Annotated in this window: 7 protein-coding genes and 1 pseudogene; 5 read left to right on the forward strand and 3 right to left on the reverse strand. The window is 38.5% G+C overall.

Annotated features, from left to right (window positions below; genetic code table 11):
• Positions 1 to 125: 125 nt before the first annotated feature.
• Positions 126 to 707, reverse strand: coding sequence for a nuclear transport factor 2 family protein (locus tag AACU33_RS24965; RefSeq protein ID WP_096591614.1), 582 nt, complete (start codon positions 705 to 707; stop codon positions 126 to 128).
• Between the two features lie 150 nt (positions 708 to 857).
• Here AACU33_RS24965 and AACU33_RS24970 point away from each other — a divergent pair.
• The 5 genes and pseudogenes from AACU33_RS24970 to AACU33_RS24990 form a co-directional block, all read left to right on the forward strand.
• Positions 858 to 1462, forward strand: a pseudogene (locus tag AACU33_RS24970) (serine/threonine protein kinase); the annotation flags it as partial.
• A gap of 83 nt (positions 1463 to 1545) precedes the next feature.
• A complete protein-coding gene (locus tag AACU33_RS24975; RefSeq protein ID WP_096591619.1) occupies positions 1546 to 6948 on the forward strand; it encodes an ATP-binding sensor histidine kinase in 5403 nt (1800 codons plus the stop codon).
• Between the two features lie 118 nt (positions 6949 to 7066).
• Positions 7067 to 13036, forward strand: a complete 5970-nt coding sequence (locus tag AACU33_RS24980; RefSeq protein ID WP_096591622.1) for a trifunctional serine/threonine-protein kinase/ATP-binding protein/sensor histidine kinase — start codon at positions 7067 to 7069, stop codon at positions 13034 to 13036.
• 75 nt (positions 13037 to 13111) lie between these two features.
• A complete protein-coding gene (locus AACU33_RS24985; RefSeq protein ID WP_096591625.1) occupies positions 13112 to 18517 on the forward strand; it encodes an ATP-binding sensor histidine kinase in 5406 nt (1801 codons plus the stop codon).
• Positions 18518 to 18645: 128 nt separating this feature from the next.
• A complete protein-coding gene (locus AACU33_RS24990) occupies positions 18646 to 24108 on the forward strand; it encodes a trifunctional serine/threonine-protein kinase/ATP-binding protein/sensor histidine kinase (protein ID WP_096591627.1) in 5463 nt (1820 codons plus the stop codon).
• Here AACU33_RS24990 and AACU33_RS24995 read toward each other — a convergent pair whose 3' ends face one another.
• A complete protein-coding gene (locus AACU33_RS24995) occupies positions 24109 to 25554 on the reverse strand; it encodes an ATP-binding protein (protein ID WP_096591630.1) in 1446 nt (481 codons plus the stop codon).
• Positions 25551 to 26234: a response regulator transcription factor gene (locus AACU33_RS25000; protein WP_096591633.1), complete on the reverse strand. Its 684-nt coding sequence runs from the start codon at positions 26232 to 26234 to the stop codon at positions 25551 to 25553. Before AACU33_RS25000 ends, AACU33_RS24995 begins: the two co-directional genes overlap by 4 nt.
• Positions 26235 to 26246 lie beyond the last annotated feature (12 nt).

The following is a 26246-nucleotide window of genomic DNA, read 5'->3' on the forward strand; positions in this document are numbered from 1 at the left end:
CTGTAGTTCAATAACTTGAAATACGCTGTAAATCAAAGTATTGAGGGAATTAGAGTTGTGAGTCAGTATGGTAATAGATACGGAATTGACGATCGCTATTACCATTACTGACCAGAAATCTTAAGTTACTGCGAAGGAATTCTTAAACGTTGAGCATTCACAGGAGAAGAAAGGTTCAGGAATGTGATGAGTTTAAGGGTACGACTGCGAATTAGCCAACGCCCATTTTGTTTGATAACTTCATCTTCATAAGTACCATTAGCAACATCAATGCTAATATCAGAACGTTTGTGAGTGGCATGTAGATAAGAAGTCATCTTTCCACTATTACCATTAACGTCGATGTTGATTGTACCCATCAAGTGCTGTGTAGCTACATAGCCGTTTCCTTTAAATACAGAAGCAACAAAATCTGCCCAGTCATTTGTTCCGATACGCGTTTCGATAGTGACACCATCAGGGAAAATCGCTGTAATCTTTGCATTCGGCGTAAAGCAGTTCTGATAAATATTCTTTCCCTGTTGGATATCTCCTCTCCCAATCGCATCAGTTCCCAAAGCGTAGCAAACTGTCAATTGTTCAATCTCCGATCGATCGTTGGGTTGCGACGCAGAAGCAAGTTCAATCGTCCCCCCCACGAGTACAAGTACAGTAGCAATCACCGCTATTAAGGTTGTTATTAACCTCTGATGTTTGCCTTTTTTCATTGAATTTTGTTTCCCTGTTTACTTAATTACTTTTTGCCTTACCCAGAATTGCTCATCAAAATATAGATGTCAATATTTTTACTTAAATATGAAATCATATCGTGTATTGGGGAATACTAGTTGCGATAGCACTGAGAATAGAAGCAAAGTATGAAGATTCCCGGATATGAAGTCAGCGAAAAACTTTACGAAGCTTCCAGAACCATAGTGTATCGTGCTTTACGCGAAACTGACTCCTCAAGAGTAGTCATCAAACTGCTGAAAAATCCTTACCCACTTTCAATGAACTAGTACAATTCCGCAATCAATACACCATTGCCAAAAATCTCCACTTTCCTGGCATCATCCAAACTTATAGTTTAGAACCATACCAAAATGGCTATTTGTTAGTAATAGAAGATTTTGGAGGAATATCTCTCAAAGATTATTTCACTTCATTAGAGACAAAATCTATCGAGTTTCTACAAGAATTTTTACAGATTGCGATCGCACTTTGTAATGCCTTGGATATACTCTACCGCGATCGCATTATTCATAAAGATATTAAACCTAGCAATATTTTAATTAATCCGGAGACAAAACAAGTTAAGTTAATTGATTTTAGTATTGCATCTTTACTTCCTAGAGAAACTCAAACATTCGTTAGTCTCAATGTTTTAGAAGGAACATTGGCTTATATTTCTCCAGAACAAACCGGAAGGATGAATCGCTTAATTGATTACCGGAGTGATTTTTATTCTTTAAGATTAAGATTCTGCTGTAACAACTTTTACAAGTACAGTAAATTCTATCCCGTATCTGGGAATACTAAGTGCGAACTCTCAACGATCGATCCACTATGGTTAGCACTCAAGTCAGTATTTCCGGATATCAAGTTATGGAACTCATTTATGATGGTTCCAAAACCTTGGTATATCGAGCAATTCGAGAACAAGATTCCTTAAGAGTAATCATCAAACTGCTGAAAAATCCTTATCCCAGTTTTAGCGAACTGGTGCAATTCCGTAATCAATATACTATTGCTAAAAATCTGAACTTTCCTGGAATCATCCAAACCTATAGCTTAGAACCTTACCAAAATGGTTATATATTGGTGATGGAAGACTTTGGGGGAATTTCCCTCAATGATTATTTCACTCATAAAACCTTACAGATAACTGCCTTACAGGAATTTTTACCAATTGCGATCTCTCTGTGCGATACTTTGGATTTTCTCTATCGACATAGAATTATTCATAAAGATATTAAACCTGCCAATATTGTCATTAATCCAGAAACAAAACAAGTTAAATTAATTGACTTTAGTATTGCTTCTTTACTAGCGAGAGAAACCCAATCGCTCAAAAATCCTCAAGTTTTAGAAGGAACATTATCTTACCTATCACCCGAGCAAACAGGGAGAATGAATCGGGTAATTGACTATCGAACTGATTTCTATTCTTTAGGCGTAACTTTTTACGAATTATTGACTAGTCAAGTACCATTTAATTCAACCGATCTAATGGAGTTGGTACACTGTCACATTGCCAAAATACCTCCTTCAGTCAACAGAGCAGATATTCCTAGAGTTATCGATGATATCCTGCAAAAATTAATGGCAAAAAATGCCGAAGATAGATATCAGAGCGCATTAGGTTTAAAGTATGATTTAGAAAAATGTTTAGAGCAAATTAACGCAACTGGTGAAATTAATTATTTTGAAATTGGTAAGCGGGATATCTGCGATCGCTTCACTATTCCCGAAAAGTTATATGGTCGAGAACCAGAAGTTCAGCAACTACTAACAGCCTTTGAAAGAGTTGCTCAAGGTAATAGCGAACTCATGTTAGTTGCGGGGTTTTCTGGTATTGGTAAAACTGTGGTAGTTAACGAAGTTCATAAACCCATTGTTAAACAACGGGGATATTTCATTAAAGGCAAATTTGACCAGTTTAATCGGAATATCCCTTTTTCAGCATTTGTGCAAGCCTTTCGAGATTTAATGGGGCAATTACTTGCTGAGAGTGATACTCAAATCCAACAATGGAAAAGTAAAATTATTCAGGCATTAGGGAAGGACGGACAAGTTATTATTGATGTTATTCCCGAATTAGAAAAGATTATTGGTCAACAACCATCGGCAACAGAATTATCTGGGATTGCGGCGCAAAATCGCTTTAATTTATTATTCCAAAAGTTTTTGCAACTATTTACCAGCAAAGAACATCCATTGGTAATATTTCTAGATGATTTACAATGGGCTGATTTTGCTTCATTAAAGTTAATTCAACTATTAATCTCAGAAACAAATCAAGGATATTTACTATTAATTGGAGCCTACCGAGATAATGAAGTCTCTGCTACCCATCCTTTAATGATGAGCTTAGATGGAATTAGGAAAACAGGAGCGATCGCCAATACACTCACCTTGCAACCTTTGAGCCAATTAAATTTGAATCAACTCGTAGTTGATACGTTAAAATGTGCAGAGGAGTTGGCAGTTCCGCTTTCACAGTTAATTTATCGCAAAACTCAAGGTAATCCTTTTTTTAGCACTCAATTCCTAAAATCATTACATGAAGATGGACTAATTAATTTTAACTGGAGCGAGGGATGCTGGGAATGTGATATTGCACAAATAAATCAGCAAACACTCACTTCTGATGTTGTAGAGTTTATGTCCCTTCAATTACGCAGATTGCCAGAATCAACTCAACAAGTGTTAAAGCTTGCGGCTTGTATTGGTAACTCTTTTGATTTACCGACATTGGCTATTGTTTGCCAATTATCAGAAGTAGAAACGGCTGCATCTTTGTGGAAATCTTTGCAGTTAGATTTTATTTTACCCCAAAGTGCAGTTTATAAGTTTTATCAAGATACGGAAGAACAAACTCAATTAACAATTAGCGATCGCCACATAGCTAAGTATAAATTTTTGCATGACCGTATCCAACAAGCGGCCTATTCTCTAATTCAGGAAGAAGATAGACAAAGGACACATTTACAAATTGGGCGATCGCTTTTAGCAAGCATTCCCGCAGCCAAATATGGAGAACATATTTTTGATATTGTTAACCAATTAAATATTGGTAGGGTATTAATTAATGATGAACAAGAACGAACTCAATTAGCTAAATTAAATCTTATTGCTGGGAAAAAAGCTAAAACTGCTACTGCTTATACTGCTGCTATTGAATATTCTCTAGTTGGGTTAGAATTACTTAGCGAAGATAGCTGGGAAAATCAGTATCAATTAACACTGGAACTGCATGAGGTAGTTGCGGAAGCTGCTTACTTAAGCGGCAATTTTGCACAGATGCAACAGCTAACAGAAATTATTTTGCAAAATGGCAAAACATTACTAGATAAGGTTCCTACTTACGAAATTCAAATTACTGCTTGTATTGTCCAAAGCCAACAAATAGAAGGAATTCAAATTGCCCGTTCCATTCTCCAACAATTAGGTATTAATTTCCCCGAACCAGCAACATCTTTAGATATTCAGCAAGGTTTGCAGCAAGTTATTGACAATTTACAGGGTAAATCCATCGCTGGCTTAGTTCATTTACCGATAATGACAACGCCCGAAAAAATCGCAGCGATGAAAATTTTAATGCGAGTCCTGCCTGCTGCTTTTCAAAGCGATCCGGTAATGGTTCCTTTGATCGCCTTTGCAATGGTTCAGTTATCAATTCAATATGGAAATACATCGGTTTCTGCCTATGGTTATAGTTTGTATGGATTGTTGCTCTGTGGAGCCTTTGGTGATATTGAAGCTGGCTGTGAATTTGGCAAATTGGCTCTAGGCATATTATCTAAATTTAATTCTTCAGAACTAAAAGCGAAGATATTAACCGTTGTCAATGCTCACATAGCCCATTGGCAACAGCACATTAAGGAAACATTATCACCTGCGATCGAAGGTTATTCTACAGGACTGGAAACAGGCGACCTTGAATATGCTGGTTATTGTGCTTATATTTATCCAGTGCATTCTTTTTGGTTAGGTAAGGAACTAGAAATCTTAGAAAAAGACTTTGCTGTTTATGTTGATTCTTTGACAAAAATTAAGCAAAAAGTTGCTTTCTATTGGACTTCAATTTATTACCAAACTGTTTTAAATCTCCAGGGTAAATCTGCACATTTATATAATTTAGTTGGCACAGCTTATGATGAAGAACAAATGCTATCTTTACATCAGAAAGCGAACGATCTATATACAATAAATCATTTGTTTGTTAATAAACTCTTCATCAGTTATTTATTTAATCAATATGACCTGGCATTAAATAACGCCGAAATGGCAGAACAGTCTCTAGGAGGAGTTACTGGACTGGTTGTAGTTCCTCTTTTCTATTTTTATGATTCTTTAGTACGACTAGCGTTGTATTCTCAAGTTCCACTAGCTGAACAACAAGCAATTCTAGAAAAAGTGCAAGCTAATCAGGAAAAAATGGAAGTTTGGGCTAATCATGCACCGATGAATTATTTACATAAATTCAATCTGGTAAATGCAGAAAAATATCGAGTTCTAGAAAGAAATTATGAAGCCGGAGATTGCTACGATCGCGCTATTTCTCTGGCTAAAAGCAACGGTTATACTCAAGAAGAAGCTTTAGCTAACGAACTTGCTGCTAAATTTTACCTTGACTGGGGAAAAGAAACCGTCGCCGCCGGATATATGCAACAAGCATATTACTGTTATACCCGTTGGGGCAGTGCCGCCAAAACCGACGACCTAGAAACGCGCTATCCCCAACTACTCAAACCCATCCTGCAACAACGACAAATCACTCTCAATCCTTGGGAGACAATCTCGACCATCGCCTTTCCTAAAACATCTTCGTCTGCTCATACCTCTACTGCTAGTAGCAGCAATATTTCTGAAATCCTAGATTTTACAAGCATACTAAAAGCGGCTCAAACTATTTCTAGCAGTATCGAATTAGATGAACTCCTCATCAATCTCACCAAAATTATCTTAGAAAACTCTGGTGCAAAAAAATCTGCCCTAATTCTTCCTGAGGAAGATACTTGGCAAATCCGCGCCATTACTTTTATCAATTCCCAAACTCAAATACAAACGCTGCTTGACCAACAGTTACTAGATACTTATCAAGATGTTCCTAAAAAAATTATCAATTACGTTAAAAATACTCAAAAAACAATAGTTATAGATAACTGTCAAACAGATATACCTGGACTAATTAGCGAATATATACTCACACATCAGCCGAAAAGTGTATTATGCACGCCAATTATTAATCAAGGAAATTTGATAGGTATTCTCTACTTAGAAAACCAACTGACAAGTGGTGTATTTACCCCAGAACGTTTGCAATTAATTAACCTACTTTCTTCCCAAGCAGCCATCTCTTTAGAAAATGCTCGACTTTTTCACAAAGTTCAACAAGCATTAGAAAATCTACAACAAGCGCAATTAAAAATTGTCCAAAGTGAAAAGATGTCAGCATTGGGTAATTTAGTAGCAGGCGTAGCCCATGAAATGAACAATCCTTTAGGTTTTATCTCTGCTAGTCTCAAACAAGCTAAACCCAATATTGCTGATATTAGCAAGCACCTGAGATTATATCAAGAAACCCTAGCCAATCCTAGTGAAGAAATTATTGAACAAGCGGAAGAAATTGACATAGATTATATCCTAGAAGACTTACCAAAGATGATGGATGCAATGGTAATGGCTTGCGATCGCCTCAAGAATATTAGCACCAGTCTTCGGACTTTCTCACGGGCAGATAAAGATTACAAAGTACCTTTTAATATTCATCAAGGTATCGACAGTACAATTTTAATTCTCAAACACCGCCTCAAAGCTAACGAACAACGTCCAGCCATTGAGGTGGTGACAGAGTATGGTGACTTACCTCAAATTGAATGCTTTCCCGGACAATTAAATCAGGTATTTATGAATATTTTGGCAAATGCCATTGATGCTTTAGAAGAAGCCAATAATGGACGAAATTTTGCAGAAATTCAAGCCAATCCTAACAAAATTAAAATAAGGACATTTCAAGAAAATAATTATGTAAAAATCAAAATTGCTGATAATGGACTAGGAATACCTGAAACGCTTAAAGATAAGATTTTTGAGCATTTATTTACGACCAAAGCAGTAGGTAAAGGTACGGGATTAGGCTTGGCGATCGCTCGTCAAATAGTTGAAGAAACCCACAGTGGCAAGTTAACTTGCAATTCTGTTTTGGGTGAAGGAACAGAATTTTCGATTGAAATTCCCCTGTAAATTTTGAGAGTTCAGGTCCCCAACTTCTCTAAAAAGTGTGGGATCTTTTTGTTAACTAATGATTTAGGGCTACGATATCTGGGAACACTAAATCTGAAAGGCTTCAGGATTTAGTGGTATGTTGATAATTCCCGGATATCAATTTAATGAAGAACTCTACAACGGCTCAAGAACTCTGGTTTATCGTGGATACCGCGAGATTGACGAAAAGCCTGTAGCAATCAAACTGCTGAAAAATCCTTATCCGAGTTTCAGCGAATTGGTGCAATTTCGCAATCAGTACACCATTGCCAAAAATCTGCATCAACCTGGAATTATCCAAACCTATAGCCTGGAGCCTTACCAGAATGGCTATGCGCTGGTGATGGAAGATTTCGGGGGGATTTCTCTCAAAGAGTATTTCACCTTTGGGTCTCTACAAGAGTTTTTACAGATAGCGATCGCACTGTGCGATATCTTAGATACTCTGTATCGCGATCGCATTATTCATAAAGATATCAAACCCAGCAATATTTTAATTAATCCTCAAACAAAACAAGTTAAATTAATTGACTTTAGTATTGCATCTTTATTGCCCAGAGAAACTCAAACGCTTATCGGCACTAATATCTTAGAAGGAACTTTAGCTTATATTTCTCCCGAACAAACAGGAAGAATGAATCGGGGGATTGATTACCGGACTGATTTTTATTCTTTAGGCGTGACTTTCTACGAATTACTTACAGCAGAGTTACCTTTTCAATCTCACGATGCAATGGAATTAGTACATTGTCATATTGCTAAAATGCCTCCATTGCTTCGGGAAGTCAAAAGTGAAGAAATTCCGCAGGTGATTTCTGATATTGTCATGAAATTGATGGCGAAAAATGCTGAAGATAGATATCAAAGTGCATTAGGACTTAAATTTGATTTAGAAAATTGCTTAGTTCAACTTCAAGAAACTGGTGAAATTAAAAGTTTCCCAATTGCACAAAGAGATGTGTGCGATCGCTTTATCATTCCCGAAAAGCTATATGGTCGAGAACAGGAAGTTGAAACTCTGTTAGCAGCATTTGACCGTGTTGCTCATGGTGCTACTGAAATCATGCTGGTGGCTGGTTTTTCTGGGATTGGAAAAACAGCAGTTGTGAATGAAGTTCATAAACCAATTGTTCGGCAACGCGGTTATTTTATTAAAGGTAAGTTTGACCAATTTAACCGTAATATTCCCTTTTCGGCATTTGTACAGGCTTTCCGCGATTTGATGGGGCAATTACTTACCGAAAGCGATCGCCAAATACAACAATGGCAAAATCACATTACTCAAGCATTAGGAGATAACGCCCAGGTAATTATTGACGTCATTCCAGAATTAGAACTAATTATTGGTAAACAGCCTCCTGTGCCCGAAGTATCAGGTATTGCCGCACAAAATAGATTTAATTTACTCTTACAAAAATTTATTAAATTATTTACAGATAAAGAACATCTATTAGTGATATTTTTGGACGACCTACAATGGATAGATTCTGCCTCATTAAAACTCATGCAATCATTAATAAGTGAGGCAAATTATGGCTATTTACTGCTGATAGGTGCTTATCGAGATAACGAAGTCTCTGCGGCACATCCTTTAATGATGACATTGGATGACATTCAAGAGCGTGGTGCAAAAATTAATACAATTATTCTCAAACCGCTGAATGAATTTAAACTAAATCAATTAGTAGCTGATACCTTAGATTGCACAGAAAAACTAGCTTTACCACTCTCACAATTAATCTACCAAAAAACTCAAGGTAATCCCTTCTTTGCTACCCAGTTTATCAAGGTATTGCACCAAGATGCGCTGATATATTTTAATTACGAACAAAGATATTGGCAATGTGACATAGCAGCAATTAATCAGCGATCGCTTACATCGGATGTAGTTGAATTCATGGCATTGCAATTACAAAAACTGCCGGAATTAACTCAAAATGTGCTAAAGTTAGCTGCTTGTATCGGCAATAAATTTGATTTAGAAACATTAGCAATTGTTTCTAAACAATCAAAAATAGAAACAGCAGCTTGTTTGTGGAGTGCCTTACAAGATGGTTTGATTTTACCGCAAAATGAGGTTTATAAGTTTTATCAAGAGTCAGAATTCAAAATTGAGAATTCACAAGAGCAAAGAAATCCTGCTGACTTCTGGCTCATGGCTCCTGACTCCTGTAGTTACAAATTCTTGCACGATCGCATCCAACAAGCTGCCTATTCTTTGATTCCTGAAAATCAAAAGCAAGCAACCCACTATCATATCGGTAAATTACTATTAGGAAACCTATCAACCGCAGAATTGGAAGAGAGAATTTTTGATGTAGTTAACCAAATCAATATTGGAAAATGTCTACTTCAATATGAAAGCGAGAAAAAACAACTTGCAGAACTCAATTTAAGTGCGGGTCAAAAAGCGAAAGCTTCCACAGCCTATGAAGCGGCAAAGACTTATTTACAAGTAGGGATAAACTTGCTGGTAAAAGATGCTTGGACTGCTACCTATCGTCTGGCGTTCGATCTTCATTTCAATTTAGCAGAAGCCGCATTGATGAGTGGAGATTTCCAGTCGTTTGATGAGACGGTGTTAATCTTACTCGAATTTGCCAATTCAAATATCGATCGCGCCAAAATTTATGTTCTGAAGGTCGATCGGTATTCTTTGCAAGGGCAGTTTGCAGAAGCCATCCAGGCGGGTTTAGCAGGGTTGCAAAATCTGGGTATAACCATTGACCGAGATACCTTGAGGCAATTGACGCAAGACGAATTTGCCATTGTTGAAGACAGCTTGAAAAATCGCTCGATCGCCAGTTTACTAGATTTACCTGCGGCAAAGAATCCAGAAGTTCAAGCCGCGATCGAATTATTGATTATTCTGCAACCACCAGCCTATATTGTCTCTGATTTCGATCTGTACAGTTTCGCGACCTTCAGAGGCGTTCGTTTATCGATTGAGCAGGGTAATACCGCTGAATCAATTAAAGCTTATGCCACCTATGGCTTTCTGATTGGACTGATGTACGGTCAGCACCAGCGCGGACTTGAGTTTGCTGACCTTGCCCTGCAATTAAGTTATCAGCTCAATAGTAAATTTCAACAATCTCGGGCTTGCTTTATATTAGGTTGCGCTATTCAAGTTTGGGCAAAACCAATCCAAGGAGCGCCTGAGACTAACTATCAAGGGTTCTTAGCAGGGCTGGAATCGGGAGAAATTATCCATGCGGGATACAACCTATACGGTAATATTCTGAATCGGCTGTTTCAAGGTGAAAACCTAGCAGATATTGCGATCGACATTGATAAATATTGGCTGATTGGAGAGCAATTCAAGCATGATTTTTTGTTGAGCATCCTTTCAGCCTGCCGTTTTTTTGTGAACCAACTCTCGCAATCTCTAGATGAGCAAGAACAAACCCTCGCAACAGCAGAGCAGGCTTGGGTTGAGCGTTCTGAAGCATTACAGTCCTACACGGCACTCGGTACGTATTACATTCTGCAAATGCATCGAGCTTGTCTAATTCCAGGGTTCAAGCCGGACATTGACTATATTACAGGGGCGCGTAAATTTCTCAAGGGTTGTGCGGGATTTACCACTTCTTCTGGTTACTATTACTACACTTCTCTGCTTCTGTGTTACCACTATCCAAATTTGTCAGAATCACAACGTAGCGATGTCTTGCAACAAATTGAAACCAATCAAGCCCAACTGAAAATCTGGTCAGAAAGCTGTTCGGAAAACTTTTTGCATAAGTATTTGCTAGTCGAAGCAGAGCGATCGCGAATTGTAGGAAAATGCTTAGAAGCCCAGGAACTTTACGATCGCGCTATTGCCGAAGCTAAAGTCAACGGTTATCTCCAAGAAGAAGCACTTGCTAATGAACTCGCTGCTAAATTCTACTTTAATTGGGGTAAGGAAAAAGCTGCGCAAGGATATATGCAAGAAGCATATTATTGTTATGCGCGATGGGGAGCAAAAGCTAAAACCGAAGAACTAGAAAAGCGCTATCCGGTACTACTCAAACCCATCCAGCAACAGCGCAGATTCAACTTCAATTCGTTAGAAACCATAGCCACAATTGCCCAAACTTCCAACAGTCATAGTACCAGCATTACTGATGCCCTCAATTTTTCCTCAGTCCTGAAAGCGGCTCAAACGATCTCCAGTACCATCGAATTAGATCGACTCGTTGCTAGCCTTACCCAAATTATTGTGGAAAATTCCGGGGCAAAAAAATCTGCATTGATTCTCCCCTCAGAACAAGGTACTTGGCAAGTCACAGCGATTACCTGGATCGATCGTCAAGTAAATTCCCAAGGTGGAATCCAAACCACAATCCAGCCACAACCAATAGATACTTGCCAAGAAATTCCCACAACAATTATCAACTACGTCAAAAATACTCAACAAACAATCATCATCGATAATTGCAAAACAGAAATTCCCGGAATTATTGGCGAATATATGCACGCCACACAACCCAAGAGTGTATTGTGTACGCCAATTATTCATCAAGGGCATTTAGTCGGGATTCTCTACCTAGAAAATCAACTGACAACTGGGGTATTTGACAGCGATCGCCTGGAAATTATCCAAATGTTATCAGCTCAAGCTGCCATCTCTTTAGAAAATGCCCGCCTCTATCGAGAATCGCAAGTAAAAGCGCAACAACTACAACAATCTCTCCAGCAACAAAAAACCTTATTTCATGTTGTGACTCAGATTCGCGAATCTTTAGAATTAGATGCGATTTTCCGTGCAGTCACCCAAAATATTCGTCAAATTCTTAATGCAGATCGCGTCGGGATTTATCAGTTTCATCTTGGTGAAAATTACGAATATGGTGAATTAATCGCTGAGGATGTTCTCCCAGAATTTACTTCGGGTTTAGCAGTGAAAGTTCACGATCGCTGCTTTGGAGACAACTTTGCCAGGCTATATAAACAAGGACGCATTTGCGCCATCGATGATGTCAACACCGATGCAGTCAAAGATTGCCATCGGGCAATTTTAGCGCAATTTCAAGTTAGAGCATCATTAGTAGTACCAATTATGCAAAATGATGAACTTTGGGGATTACTGTGCATTCATCAATGCGATCGCCCGCGTCATTGGCAAGCTTCGGAAATTCAATTTGCCCAACAAATTGGCGCACAAATGGGAGTTGCACTTCAACAAACCGATCTGCTGTTGGCAACGCAAAAACAAGCTACCCAACTCGAACAAACACTTCAACATCTCCAGCAAACCCAACTGCAATTAGTGCAACATGAGAAAATGTCTGCATTAGGTAATCTTGTGTCTGGGGTGGCTCATGAGATGAATAATCCCCTTGGTTTTATTGCTGCTAGCCTCGAACAAACTAAACCTGCTCTTGCCGATATTGTTGAACATTTGAAACTATATCAAGCAAGTCTAGCCAATCCCGATGATAAAATTCTTGACCACGCCAAAAAAATTGACTTGGATTATAGTTTGGCAGACTTACCTAAGGTAATTGATGCAATGGTCATGGCGTGCGACAGATTAAAAAATATCAGCACTAGTCTTCGCACTTTCTCGCGTGCTGATAAAGATTACAAAGTACCTTTTAATATTCATGAAGGCATCGATAGCACTATTTTAATTCTCAAACATCGACTCAAAGCTAACAACCAACGTCCAGCTATTGTGATTACGAATGAATACAGTAATTTGCCAAAAATCGAATGCTTTCCTGGGCAATTAAATCAAGTCTTTATGAATATTATTGCTAATGCTATTGATGCTTTAGATGAAGCCAATATTGGGCAAAAGTTTGCAGATATTGAAGCTAATCCCAATCACATTAAAATTACTACTTCAGTGACTGATAATCAAGTAAAAATCACAATTGCTGACAATGGTAAGGGGATGAGTCAAGAAGTTAAACAGAAAATATTTGACCATTTATTCACTACTAAAGAAGTAGGCAAAGGTACGGGTTTAGGATTGGCGATCGCTCGGCAAATAGTGGAAGAAACCCACAATGGAAAGTTGATTTGTCATTCTGTTGTTGGTAAAGGTACTGAGTTTATCATTCAGCTTCCACTATAAATATTTTTGCTTTTTAGCCTATTCCCTTGCAACTCTGGGAATACTAAGTAGGAAATTATATAGCCTGAACGCAGTATGATTACTACTCAAGTCAGTATTCCCGGATATGTAGTCAGCGAACAACTCTATGATGGTTCTAGAACTATAGTTTACCGAGCAGTAAAAGAAACTGACAATTTACCTGTAGTTATCAAACTGCTGAAAAATCCTTATCCCAGCTTTAGCGAACTAGTACAATTCCGCAATCAGTATACGATTGCTAATAATCTCAACAATTCCGGAATCATTCAACCCTATAGCCTGGAACCGTTCCAAAATGCCTATATTTTAGTGATGGAAGACTTTGGGGGAGTTTCTCTCAAGGATTATTTTGTTAACAATTGTGTAGCGTCGCTTAGTGAGTTTTTACAAGTAGCGATCGCACTTTGCAATGCCTTGGATATACTCTACCGCGATCGCATTATTCATAAAGATATTAAACCTAGCAATATTTTAATTAATCCGGAGACTAAGCAAGTTAAGCTAATCGACTTTAGTATTGCATCTTTACTTCCTAGAGAAACTCAAACATTCGTTAGTCCCAATGTTTTAGAAGGAACATTAGCTTATATTTCTCCAGAACAAACCGGGAGGATGAATCGCTTAATTGATTATCGCAGTGATTTTTATTCTTTAGGCGTGACTTTCTACGAATTACTTACAGGAGAATTACCTTTTAACACAAATGATGTGATGGAATTGCTGCATTGTCATATTGCAAAACTTCCAGAACCAATTCAAAGTCCAGAAATTCCGCAGGTGATTTCTGATATTGTGATGAAATTGATGGCGAAAAATGCTGAAGACCGCTATCAAAGTGTGTTAGGACTCAAATTTGATTTAGAATATTGTTTATCTCAGTTAAAAGCAAATGGTCGAATTGAAGACTTCGAGATTGCTCAAAGGGATGTGTGCGATCGCTTCATCATACCCGACAAACTTTATGGAAGAGAAACGGAAGTAGCAACGCTACTACAAGCCTTCGATAGAGTCAGCCTTGGTGCAACAGAATTGATGTTAGTTGCTGGGTTTTCTGGTATTGGTAAAACTGCGGTTGTCAACGAAGTTCACAAACCGATTGTTAGACAACATGGATATTTTATTAAAGGTAAATTCGACCAATTCCAACGCAATATTCCCTTCTCTGCTTTTGTACAAGCATTCCGGGATTTAATCAGTCAATTATTAACAGAAAGCGATAGCCAAATTCAGCAATGGAAAGTCAGAATTTTAGAGGCTTTAGGCGACAATGGACAGGTAATAATTGAAGTAATTCCCGAATTAGAACTCATTCTTGGTCAACAACCATCTGCAATAGAATTATCAGGTAGTGCTGCCCAAAATCGCTTTAATTTATTATTCCAGAAGTTTACCCAGGTTTTTACTACTACCGAACATCCATTAGTAATATTTTTAGACGATCTGCAATGGGCAGATTCCGCATCATTAAAGTTAATACAACTCTTAATAGCTGATACCAGACATCTATTATTAATAGGTGCATATCGCGATAACGAAACCAGCCCAGCGCATCCCTTAATGTTGACTTTGAGCGAAATCGAAAAAGCCCAATCAACAATTAATACAATCACTTTAGCTCCACTCAGCCAAATACAAATCAATCAATTAGTGGCTGACACACTCAGGTGTGCAGAAGATGTAGCATGGAATCTTTCGCAACTGGTATATCAAAAAACTCAAGGTAATCCATTTTTCAGTACACAGTTTCTCAAAGCATTACATCAAGATGGAGCGATTAAATTTAACTACCCTTCTTTGTATCCTCATAGTCAGAGGGGATGGGAATGCGATCTTGCACAAGTAACTCAACAAGCAGTTACAGATGATGTTGTGTCTTTTATGGCGTTTCAATTGCAGAAACTGCCACCATCAACTCAAAACATATTACAGCTAGCTGCTTGTATTGGTCATCAATTTGATTTAGCAACTTTAGCAATTGTTTGCCAACAGCCGGAAGTTGAAACATCTGCCGATTTGTGGAAAGCCTTACAGGAGGGATTGATTTTACCAATTACTGATGTTTATAAATTTTATCAGGGAGAAGATAAGGATCGATTATCGCTGTCACATGAAAATAACTTTCAAAAATTAGCCAAATATAAATTTTTACACGATCGCATCCAACAAGCCGCCTATTCTCTCATTCCCGATTATCAAAAACAAACAACTCATTACCAAATCGGACAACTACTTCTGCAACAGATTTCGCCAGAAGCAAGAGAAGAGCGCATTTTTGAACTAGTCAATCAATTAAATTACGGTACCTCTCTGATTGCTCAACAATCAGAACGAGATAGATTAGCACAACTCAACCTTACCGCCTGTCGCAAAGCCAGAGCCGCTACCGCCTATCAAGCAGCCCGCGAATATGCGAGTGTGGGTTTATCTTTATTGGGAGAAAACGCTTGGCAACAGCAATATGAAATCACCCTTGCCTTGCATGAATTAGCGGCGGAAGTAGCTTTTTTGTGTGGTGACTTTGCACAGATGGAACAGTTGATTCATCTTGTCACCAAACAGGCACATTCCTTACCCGAACAAGTTAATGTTGTCTGCATTAAAATTCAATTTCACGTCTCCCAAAATCAATTCCCCGAAGCGATCGCGATCGCTCAAATAATCCTACAACAGCTTAATGTCACGTTTCCCGAAACACCCACACCGAAAGATATTCAACAGGAAATTCAAGCATTTGGAGAACTGATTGCCAATAGGAAGATTGAAGATTTAGTTCACCTACCAATGATGGCAGATAGGCAGAAAATCGCAATTGTCCAGATTGCTAGTAGCATCATGGCAGTGGCTTACCTCTCTGGTTCTTCCTTGTTCCCATTAATAGCTTTATTATTAGTCAGAATATCTATTCAGTACGGTAATACATTCGCTACAGCCTATATTTATGCTACTTATAGTGTACTTCTGTGTAATTTTTTGCAAGATGTGAATACAGCGACACAGTTTGGGCAATTAGCTCTCCAGATTGCTGCAAAACTAAATGCCAAAACCACTCAACCTCAAGTGTTGCTACTTCTGGGACTGTACATTCTCCAACGCAAATCTCACATCCAAGAAACCCTACCAATTTTACAAGAAGGCTATACAACCTCACTAGAAGTTGGAAACTTAGAGTTTGCTGGACATCATGCTCACAATTTTTGTAGCTATTCTTTTTGGTGCGGTCAGCCTTTAACGACCTTAGAACAGCAGACTCGCACCTACTGCAATGGCTTAGAACAAATTAACCAATTAACAACAGCTAATTATTGCCGAATCTATTGGCAAGCTGTGTTAAATTTACAGAGTTTGGCAGAAAATCCGACCATGTTATCTGGGGAAGCCTTGCAAGAGACAGAACTTTTGTCTCTGCTGCGGTCTACCAATGATGGGTATGGATTGTACATTTTCTGTTTGTATAAGCTGATGCTGTGCTTCTTGTTTGGAGAAATAGAAGCAGCTAACAATTATGCAATTGAGGTCAGACGCTATTTTATGGCTGGTGCGGGACTGGTCAGCGAACCTGCATTTTATTTCTACGATTCTCTACTGGTTCTGGCACAGTTGAATCAACCAATAGATGAGACATCAGAAGCCTTAGAAGTTGTCGCACAAAACCAAACAAAGTTACAGCTTTGGGCTGATTATGCTCCGATGAATCACCAGCATAAGGTTGATTTAATCACAGCAGAAAAATATCGGGTCGTCGAGAAAAATTATGAAGCTGGAGATTGGTACGATCGCGCTATCTTAGGAGCTAAAGAAAACGCATACATTCAAGAAGAAGCACTTGCCAACGAACTCGCCGCTAAGTTTTACCTCAATAGAGGTAAAGAAAAAATTGCCGCAGGCTATATGCAAGAAGCTTATTATTGTTATGCACGTTGGGGCGCAAAAGCCAAAACCGATCGTTTAGAAAAACTCTATCCCCAACTACTTAAACCCATCCTGCAACAGCAACGAATCAACCTTAACTCTGTAGAAACTATTGCTTTTCGCGGGACTTCTACATCTACCCAAACTTCTAGTAGTGGTAGCACTAGTATTTCCGAAGTTTTAGATTTTACCTCTCTCCTCAAGGCTGCTCAAGCGATTTCCAGTTGTTTAGAATTTGATACGCTGATCGCTAGCCTGACGCGAATTATCCTCGAAAATTCTGGGGCAAAAAAAGCTGTACTGCTGCTTCCTCAACATCATATTTGGCAAGTCCAAGCAATTACATTGATTGAGCATCAGCAAATACAAACCATTCTCGAACCACATTCACTAGAAATTAGTCAAGATATTCCGATAGCAATTATCAATTACGTTAAAAATACTCAACAAACAGTTCTAATCGATAATTTACAAACAAATATTCCGAGTTTAATTGGGGAATATATGTACCAAATCAAACCCCAGAGTGTATTATGTACCCCAATTATTAATCAAGGACAATTGGTAGGTATTATTTACTTAGAAAATCAACTGACTTCCGGAGTGTTTACCAGCGATCGCATCAGTTTAATTAATCTCTTAGCTTCTCAAGCTGCAATTTCTCTAGAAAACACCCGACTCTACCAACAAACTCAACAAGCTTTACAAGATTTACAACAAGCACAATTACAAATTGTCCAAAGCGAAAAAATGTCAGCATTGGGTAATTTAGTTGCTGGAGTTGCTCATGAAATGAATAATCCTTTGGGCTTTATTGCTGCTAGCCTCAAACAAGCTAAACCCACTCTTGCTGACATAATTCAACACTTGCAACTTTATCAAGCAAGTCTACCCGATCCCAGCGATGAAATCAGAGACCATGCTGAGGAAATCGATTTAGAATATAGCTTAGAGGACTTACCAAAGATAATTGAATCAATGGTTATAGCGTGCGATCGCCTGAAAAATATCAGCACCAGTCTTCGCACTTTCTCAAGGGCAGATAAAGATTATAAAGTACCTTTTAATATTCATCAAGGTATTGATAGCACCATTTTAATTCTCAAGCATCGCCTAAAGGGTAACGAACAACGTCCAGCCATTGAAGTAGTAACAGAGTATGGCGATTTACCACAGCTTGAATGCTTCCCTGGACAATTAAATCAAGTATTTATGAACATCTTAGCAAATGCTATTGATGCTTTAGAAGAAGCCAATAATGGACGAAGTTTTGCAGAAATTCAAGCAAATCTTAACCAGATTACAATTAAAACTTCACTAGAAGATAACCAAGTTAAAGTAGCCATTACTGATAATGGTATGGGCATGAATGAGGAAGTTAAACAGCGAATTTTTGACCACTTATTTACTACTAAAGGAGTCAATAAAGGTACAGGGTTGGGGTTAGCGATCGCTCGGCAAATTATTGTAGAAAAGCACGGTGGCAAAATCGATTGTAATTCCTCAACTAAAAAAGGTACTGAGTTTATCATTCAAATCCCTGTTCGATAGTCCAAAACTAACAGCCTAGGAAGGCTGCAATAGATGCATACATAATCTCCAATCCTAAAGGTTTTTAGTTGTTTGAGGATTGCTATATCTGGGAACACTAAATCTGAAAGCCTCAAGGATTAAGTGGTATGTTTAAAATTTCCGGATATCAATTCCATGAAGAACTCTATAACGGTTCTAGAACTCTGGTTTATCGCGGATACCGAGAAATTGATGACAAACCCGTAGTAATTAAACTACTGAAAAATCCTTATCCGAGTTTCAACGAACTGGTACAGTTTCGCAATCAGTACGCTATTATTAAAAACTTAGACTTACCAGGTATTATTAAACCTATTAGTCTAGAACCATATTCTAATGGTTATGCCTTAGTTATGGAGGATTTTGATGGTATTTCTCTCAAAGAGTGGATAGAAAGAAATCAGGAATTTTCTATTAGTAATTTCTTAACATTTGCTATTGCCATAACCACAACTCTAGAGGCGCTACACCGTCATCAAGTTATTCATAAAGATATTAAACCTGCCAATATTCTAATTAATCCTGAAAATCATCAAATTAAATTAATTGACTTTAGTATTGCATCTCTACTACCTAAAGAAACCCCACAACTACAAAACCCTCAAGTATTAGAAGGTACTCTCGCTTATATTTCTCCCGAACAAACTGGCAGAATGAATCGGGGTATAGATTATCGCACTGATTTTTATAGTCTAGGCGTAACTTTCTACGAATTACTCACAGGGAAATTGCCATTTTTGTCTAACGACCCAATGGAATTAGTACATTCTCATATCGCTAAAATCCCTGCCCAAGCCTGTGAAATTAATTCTCATATATCCCCCATCATTTCAGAAATTATTGCTAAGTTAATGGCAAAAAATGCCGAAGATAGATATCAGAGTGCGGCGGGTTTAAAACATGATTTAGAAATTTGTTTATCTACATGGCAAATCACAGGTGCAATCGCAGATTTTATCTTAGGTAGTCGAGATATCAACGATCGATTCTTGATTCCAGAAAACCTTTATGGTCGAGAACAAGAGGTAAAAACCTTACTCCAAGCCTTCGAGAGAGTAGCCGATGGTGACAGCGAAATCATATTAGTTGCTGGGTTCTCTGGAATTGGTAAAACGGCAGTTGTCAATGAAGTACATAAGCCGATTGTGCGGCAACGAGGATATTTTATTAAAGGAAAATTCGAGCAATTTCAAAAAAATATTCCTTTCTCAGCATTTGTTCAGGCTTTTCGGGATTTAATGGGGCAATTATTGGGTGAAAGCGATACTCAAATCCAGCAATGGAAAAGTCAAATTTTAGAGGCTGTAGGGGAAAATGGACAAGTAATTATTGATGTGATTCCTGAATTAGAAAAAATTATTGGCGAACAACCAACAGCACCAGAACTTTCGGGAATAGCAGCAGAAAATAGATTTAATTTATTATTTCAGAAATTTATCCAGGTTTTCACAACTAAAAAACATCCCTTAGTGATTTTTTTAGACGATCTGCAATGGGTGGATTCGGCTTCTTTAAAACTGATGCAATTATTAATGGGTAGCTCTAATTCTGCTTATATGTTACTAATTGGTGCTTATCGAGATAATGAAGTACCACCTACTCATCCTTTAATACTGACTTTAGCTGAAATTCATAAAATTGGCAGGAATATTAATACTATTACTCTAAATAAGCTCCAGAAAAACAATTTAAATCAACTAGTAGCAGATGCTCTCAATTGTTCTAAAGAACTCGCACAACCTCTAACAGAATTAGTATATCAAAAAACTCAAGGCAATCCTTTTTTCAGCACACAGTTCCTCAAGTCATTAGCTGAAGATGGGCTGATTAAGTTGGATTTTGAGGCTAGATATTGGCTTTGCGATCTAGCTAAAGTGAAAGCTTTGGCATTTACTGATGATGTGCTTGAGTTTATGGCATTACAATTACAAAAATTGCCATTAGAAACTCAAAATGCCTTAATATTATCTGCTTGTATTGGTTCTCAATTTGATTTAGAGACCTTAGCAATTGTCTGCGAGCAATCTCCAGTAAAAACAGCAACAGATTTATGGAAAGCTTTACGAGAAGGTTTAATTCTCCCAATCAGTGAAGTTTATAAATTTTATCAAGAAAATGATACTTCAGTAGATTTAGAACCAGTTTCAACTCATACTCACTCAAGAGCTAAGTATAGATTTTTTCACGATCGCGTCCAACAAGCGGCTTATTCTCTAATTCCTGACGAGCAAAAACAACATACTCACCTGAAAATAGGCAAACTCTTGCTGGCAAATCTTAATGCTGCTGAACGAGAAGAACAGATTTTTGCGATCGCCAATCAGCTAAATTTTGGATTACCCCTAATTACCGATAAATTAGAACGAGAGCAGCTGGCGCGCATAAATTTGCAAGCCGCAAAAAAAGCGATCGCTTCTACTGCTTATGTCGCAGGAGTAGACTATCTCCGGACCAGCCAAAAACTCTTAACCACAGATTGCTGGCAAAATCAATACTCCTTGACTTTAGAAATTAACAATGAATTAGCACGCGCCACATTTTTATCTGGTGATTTTCCGCAGATGGAGCAAGTTATCAAAGTAGTTCTAGAAAAAGGACGCTCCCATCTACATACAGCTAAAGTCTATGAAATCAAAATCCAAGCATTGATGTTTCAAGGACAGGCTGTAGAAGCAGTCAAAATTGCTCTAGCAGTAGTCCAAAAATTTGGTCTCAAATTCCCTCAAAAGCCAACTATAACTAAGATTGTGCTGGCTTTAATCGACACTAAATTAGCGTTGATGGGTAAATCTATCGCATCTCTAGAAGCGCTACCCATCATGACAGCACCAGATAAAATCATTGTGATTCAAGTATTGTCAAAAACTATATCTGCTGCCTTTAATGGCGCACCTAATCTATTACCATTACTAGTTTTTCGTGCAGTTTGCTTATTTGCCAAGTATGGCAATACTAATTTATCTGCGTTTATTTATACATGGTATGGAGTAATTCTTTGCGGTTTTTTAGGTGATATTAAATCCGGCTATCAATTTGGGGAATTAGCACTTAAGTTAGTAGACAAATTTGAGACTAAAGAAATTAAAGCCAGCGTCGTTAACGCCGTTCACTGCTTTATTTACCCTTGGCAACAGCATATTAAAGAAACACTTGAATCACTATTAGAAAGCTATCAAGCAGGGTTGGATAGCGGCGATAAAGAATTTGCAGCTTGGTCAGTTTTTGGCTATTGCGCTCATAGCTATTTTATTGGTACAAATCTAGCAGACCTAGAGCCAAAGCTGGAATTTTATAGTCAAGCAATTACTCAACTTAACCAAGAAACAGCATTGCAAGCTCATAAAATTTACTATCAAGCAGTGCTAAATTTACTAAACAAATCAACCCAAGCATCTCGACTAGAAGGCGATTTGTACTCCCTCAGTCGGATGGAGGCGCAACAACAAGCAAAAAACGACAAAGCCGGACTGTTTATTGTTTATGTGAATCAAGCAATTTTGAGCTACTTATTTACAGATTTGGAATATGGAGCCGAAATTCTAGAAAAAGCACAACAAAATTTAGCAGCAGGTATCGGCTTAGTCACATCAGTTATTTTCTATTTTTACGATTCATTGACTGCTTTAGCCCTTGCTAGCCAAGCTTCACCTCAAGACAAAAAACGACTTTTAAAACGTGTAGTAGCAAACCAGAAAAAAATCAAAAAATGGGCAGACCACGCCCCAATGAATCATTTACATAAGTTTCATTTAGTGGAAGCAGAAAAGTATCGAGTTTTAGATCGGAAAACCGATGCTACAGAAAATTACGATCGCGCTATTCAACTCGCTAGAGCAAACCAATATCTTCAAGAAGAAGCATTAGCAAATGAACTCACTGCTAAATTCTATCTAGAATGGGGCAAAGAAAAAATTGCCGCAACCTACATGCAGGAAGCTTATTACTGCTATAGCCGTTGGGGTAGTCTAGCCAAAGTACTAGACTTAGAAAAACATTATTCCCAATTACTTACTCCCATCCTGCAACAAACATATAATCCCATTCTCACTAATGAAAGTATTTCCTTAACTTCTTTACGTACAATTCATTCAACTACCATAACCACCTCATCTGTTCTCGATTTACCTGGAATCCTCAAAGCATCACAAGCAATATCGAGTGAAATTAATCTGGAGAAATTACTTGTTCAGATCATGCAGATTGTTCTAGAAAGTGCAGGTGCTACTAAATCTGCATTGATGTTATTACAAGGCGATAGTTTAGTTATCGAAGCAACTGCTAACATCGAAAACAGCCAAAATTGTATTTTACAATCTATCCCTGTTACAGATAGCTATGATGTTCCCCACAGCATTATTAACTATGTTAAAAATACGTTAGAAATATTAGTTATTAAAGATATCGCTACACAAGACAGTTGGAATATTGATAGATATATTCAAAAGGAAAAACCTCAAAGTATATTGTGTATGCCGATTATGCATAAGGGTGAATTAATCGGTATTCTATATTTAGAAAATAACCTGACTCTAGGAGCATTTACAACTGATAAAGTTCAAGTTTTAAATTTATTAGTTTCTCAAGCAGCAATATCTTTAGAAAATGCTCGTCTGTACACAGCTTTACAACAAGCTTTGATAGAACTAGAAGACAGAGTTAAAGAACGCACCCAAGAACTCAGCGAGAAAAATAACCAACTGCAAAACACCTTAAAAGAATTACATCATACCCAAGTTCAGATGCTACAAAGTGAAAAAATGTCTGCATTGGGACAAATGGTAGCAGGTATAGCACATGAAATTAATAACCCGGTCAATTTCATTCACGGCAATCTTACCTATGTGCAAGAATATACCCAAGATTTATTGCGGTTGATTAATTTATATCAACATCAGAATTTAAATATGCCAGAAATTCAAGCCTTATTAAATAAGCTTGATTTAGAGTTTATCCAGACAGATTTGCCAAAAATTCTCAAATCTATGAGAGTGGGTACGGAACGCATTAGTGAAATTGTTTTATCTCTGCGAAATTTTTCCCGCATGGATGAAGCTGAATTTAAACAGGTTGATATTCATGAAGGCATCGAAAGTGCATTATTAATTTTACAACATCGACTTAAAGAAAAAGCACAAATCCCCAGCATTAGAATTATCAAAAACTATGGTCAATTACCTTTGATAGAATGTTATCCTGGTCAATTAAATCAGGTATTTATGAATATTTTGATAAATGCTATTGACGCCATAGAAGAAAAAAATATCACGCGCGCTTGTGAAGAAATACAGGTAAATCCTAGCCAAGTTATTATTCGTACATCAGTCATTGATACTCATTGGATAGAAATTGCGATCGCAGATAATGGTATAGGCATGACTGAGGAAGTTCAAAAACAAATGTGGAATCCATTCTTTACTACTAAACCTGTTGGTAGCGGTACGGGAATGGGGATGTCAATTACTTATCAAATCATTACAGAAAAGCATGGTGGAAAGTTGAATTGTTTTTCCACACCCAATCAAGGTACTGAGTTTTTGATTCAAATACCAGTTTGTCAAAATAATTCGTAATTATTTGGTAATTGGCAAAGTGAAGGTGAATGCTGTTTGTCCTTGAGATGTTGAATCCACGGTGAGGTCGCCATGATGTGCCCTGGCAATTTCCCGCGCGAGGCTGAGTCCGAGTCCGATTCCTTCTACTTTGCGGGTATGGGCAGGATCGCCGCGATAGAAGCGCTCAAAAAGGCGATCGCGATCGCTCTGGGAAATATCTTTTGATGCATTGGCAATGGTGATGTGGAGAGTTGTTGGGGTTTTGTCTGCGTGAATTTTTATCCAGCCGTTGGCAAGATTGTATTTAATGGCATTACTCAACAAATTTTGCAGAACTTGCACGAGCAAATCGCGATCGCCTTTTACCCTCAATCCCGCAGGAATTTCAGTTTCTACACTCAACTGCGGAGCCAAGAGTTCTACATCCTCGACCATCTCCATCAGTAATTCTGACATATCCACCTCAACCAGATACAAGCTCATTTGTCCGGCATCTGCTAGAGATAGCAGTAAAAGTTTCCGCATAATGCTGCTAAGGCGGCGCACTTCATCCAACAAATTGCTTAAGCGCTGTTGCAGTTCGCTTCCAGGTTCAACTTGTTGCAGCGTTCGTTCCAGTTCGCCTTGCAAAATCGTCAGTGGAGTTTTCAATTCATGCGCAGCATCAGCACTGAAGCGAGAGGCTTGGGTAAAACTGCGTTCCAGGCGTTCCAGCATTTGGTTAAATACTTGAATCAGTTCGACAAATTCCACATCTGTTGTGCCAATAGGAATTCGCCGATCTAGCCCTTGGACTGTCACCTGTTGAATAACTCCGGTTAATTGACCGATGGGACGCAACGCCCGCCCAGACATTAACCATGCTCCCATCGCAACTAATAACAATGCTACGGGAATCGAAACTAAGAAGATATTGCGAATGCTAGCCATCTCTTGATTGACGACTTGCAAACTGACAGCCAGAGCTACCTGACTATCGGGAAATTTCGCTGCGCCAATTCGCCAAGTTGCTTTTCCTGTCTTTGCAGTCACAAATTGCGGCGGAAGTGGGCGAAAAGGTCGTGGTTCTGCGGATGAATTCGGCCGTTCTCTAGGAGGAGGTGGCGGCATAGGCGTTAAATTAAGACGCTTAACCAGCAGACTGTTCGCCTCAACATCAGCAGCAAGAGAGTTAAATTGATAAACTGTGTTGCCGTTACCGTCTAGTATCAGCAGTGCGATAGGGGTTTTTGTATTTCCCAAAACAAAAGATAGCTGTTCTGGGTGCAGATGCGATCGCTCTTTTTCCATTTCTGGGGGACGGCTAGCCCGCATCAACTGATTTAACAGTTCTGCATCCAAGCGGCTAATCTTGGCATTATAAATCTGGAACCAAGAGACTGCACCAAACCCTACTAATGTACTGCCAGCTAGAGCCGCAGACAACAGAGCAATCCGGAGCCGAAACGATCGCAGTTGTTTCACGATGAAGATTCTGGTTTGCGAAACCGATAGCCAACGCCGCGAATACTTTCAATCCAACTAGCTTCATCAATCGAGTCAATTTTTTTGCGAATTCGCTGGATACATACATCCACGACGTTTGTATTGGGGTTAAAGTCATAACCCCAAATATGTTCTAGGATTTGGGTACGAGTAAAAACTCTACCCGGAGAGCGCATGAGATATTCCAGCAGATTAAACTCGCGGCTGGTGAGTTCAATTGCCCGTTGATTGCAAGTGACTTCTCGCGCAATCCGATCCAGTTTAATCGGCCCAACTGCCAGTAAATTTTGGCGATCGCCTACACTCCGGCGGACAACAGCGTGAATGCGAGCCGCTAACTCTTCCACAAAAAACGGTTTGGCAATATAATCATCGGCTCCCAAGTTCAAACCTGCCAAGCGATCGTCTAATTCATTGCGTGCTGTCAACAAAATTACCGGAGTATTGCGGCCTTCCCGCCGCAGTTGTTTGAGAATTGATAGCCCATCTTTTCCCGGTATCATAATATCGAGAATAATCGCATCGTATTCGTTATCTAGTGCCCGCAGATATCCTTCATCGCCGTTGTCGCAGTAGTCTACGACAAATCCCTGCTCCCTCAGTCCAGCCCGGACGAAGTTAGCAATTTTTGCTTCATCTTCGACAAACAGAACGTTCACAAGTATTCATTA

The sequence above is a fragment of the Calothrix sp. NIES-2098 genome (genome assembly GCF_963875125.1).
GTDB lineage: Bacteria > Cyanobacteriota > Cyanobacteriia > Cyanobacteriales > Nostocaceae > Aulosira.

Coding starts and splice junctions, on each gene's coding strand:
- AACU33_RS24990 (WP_096591627.1), top strand. CDS start 18,646: ATGTTTAAAATTTCCGGATATCAATTCCATGAAGAACTCTATAACGGT.
- AACU33_RS24980 (WP_096591622.1), top strand. CDS start 7,067: ATGTTGATAATTCCCGGATATCAATTTAATGAAGAACTCTACAACGGC.
- AACU33_RS24975 (WP_096591619.1), top strand. CDS start 1,546: ATGGTTAGCACTCAAGTCAGTATTTCCGGATATCAAGTTATGGAACTC.
- AACU33_RS24965 (WP_096591614.1), bottom strand. CDS start 707: ATGAAAAAAGGCAAACATCAGAGGTTAATAACAACCTTAATAGCGGTG.
- AACU33_RS24985 (WP_096591625.1), top strand. CDS start 13,112: ATGATTACTACTCAAGTCAGTATTCCCGGATATGTAGTCAGCGAACAA.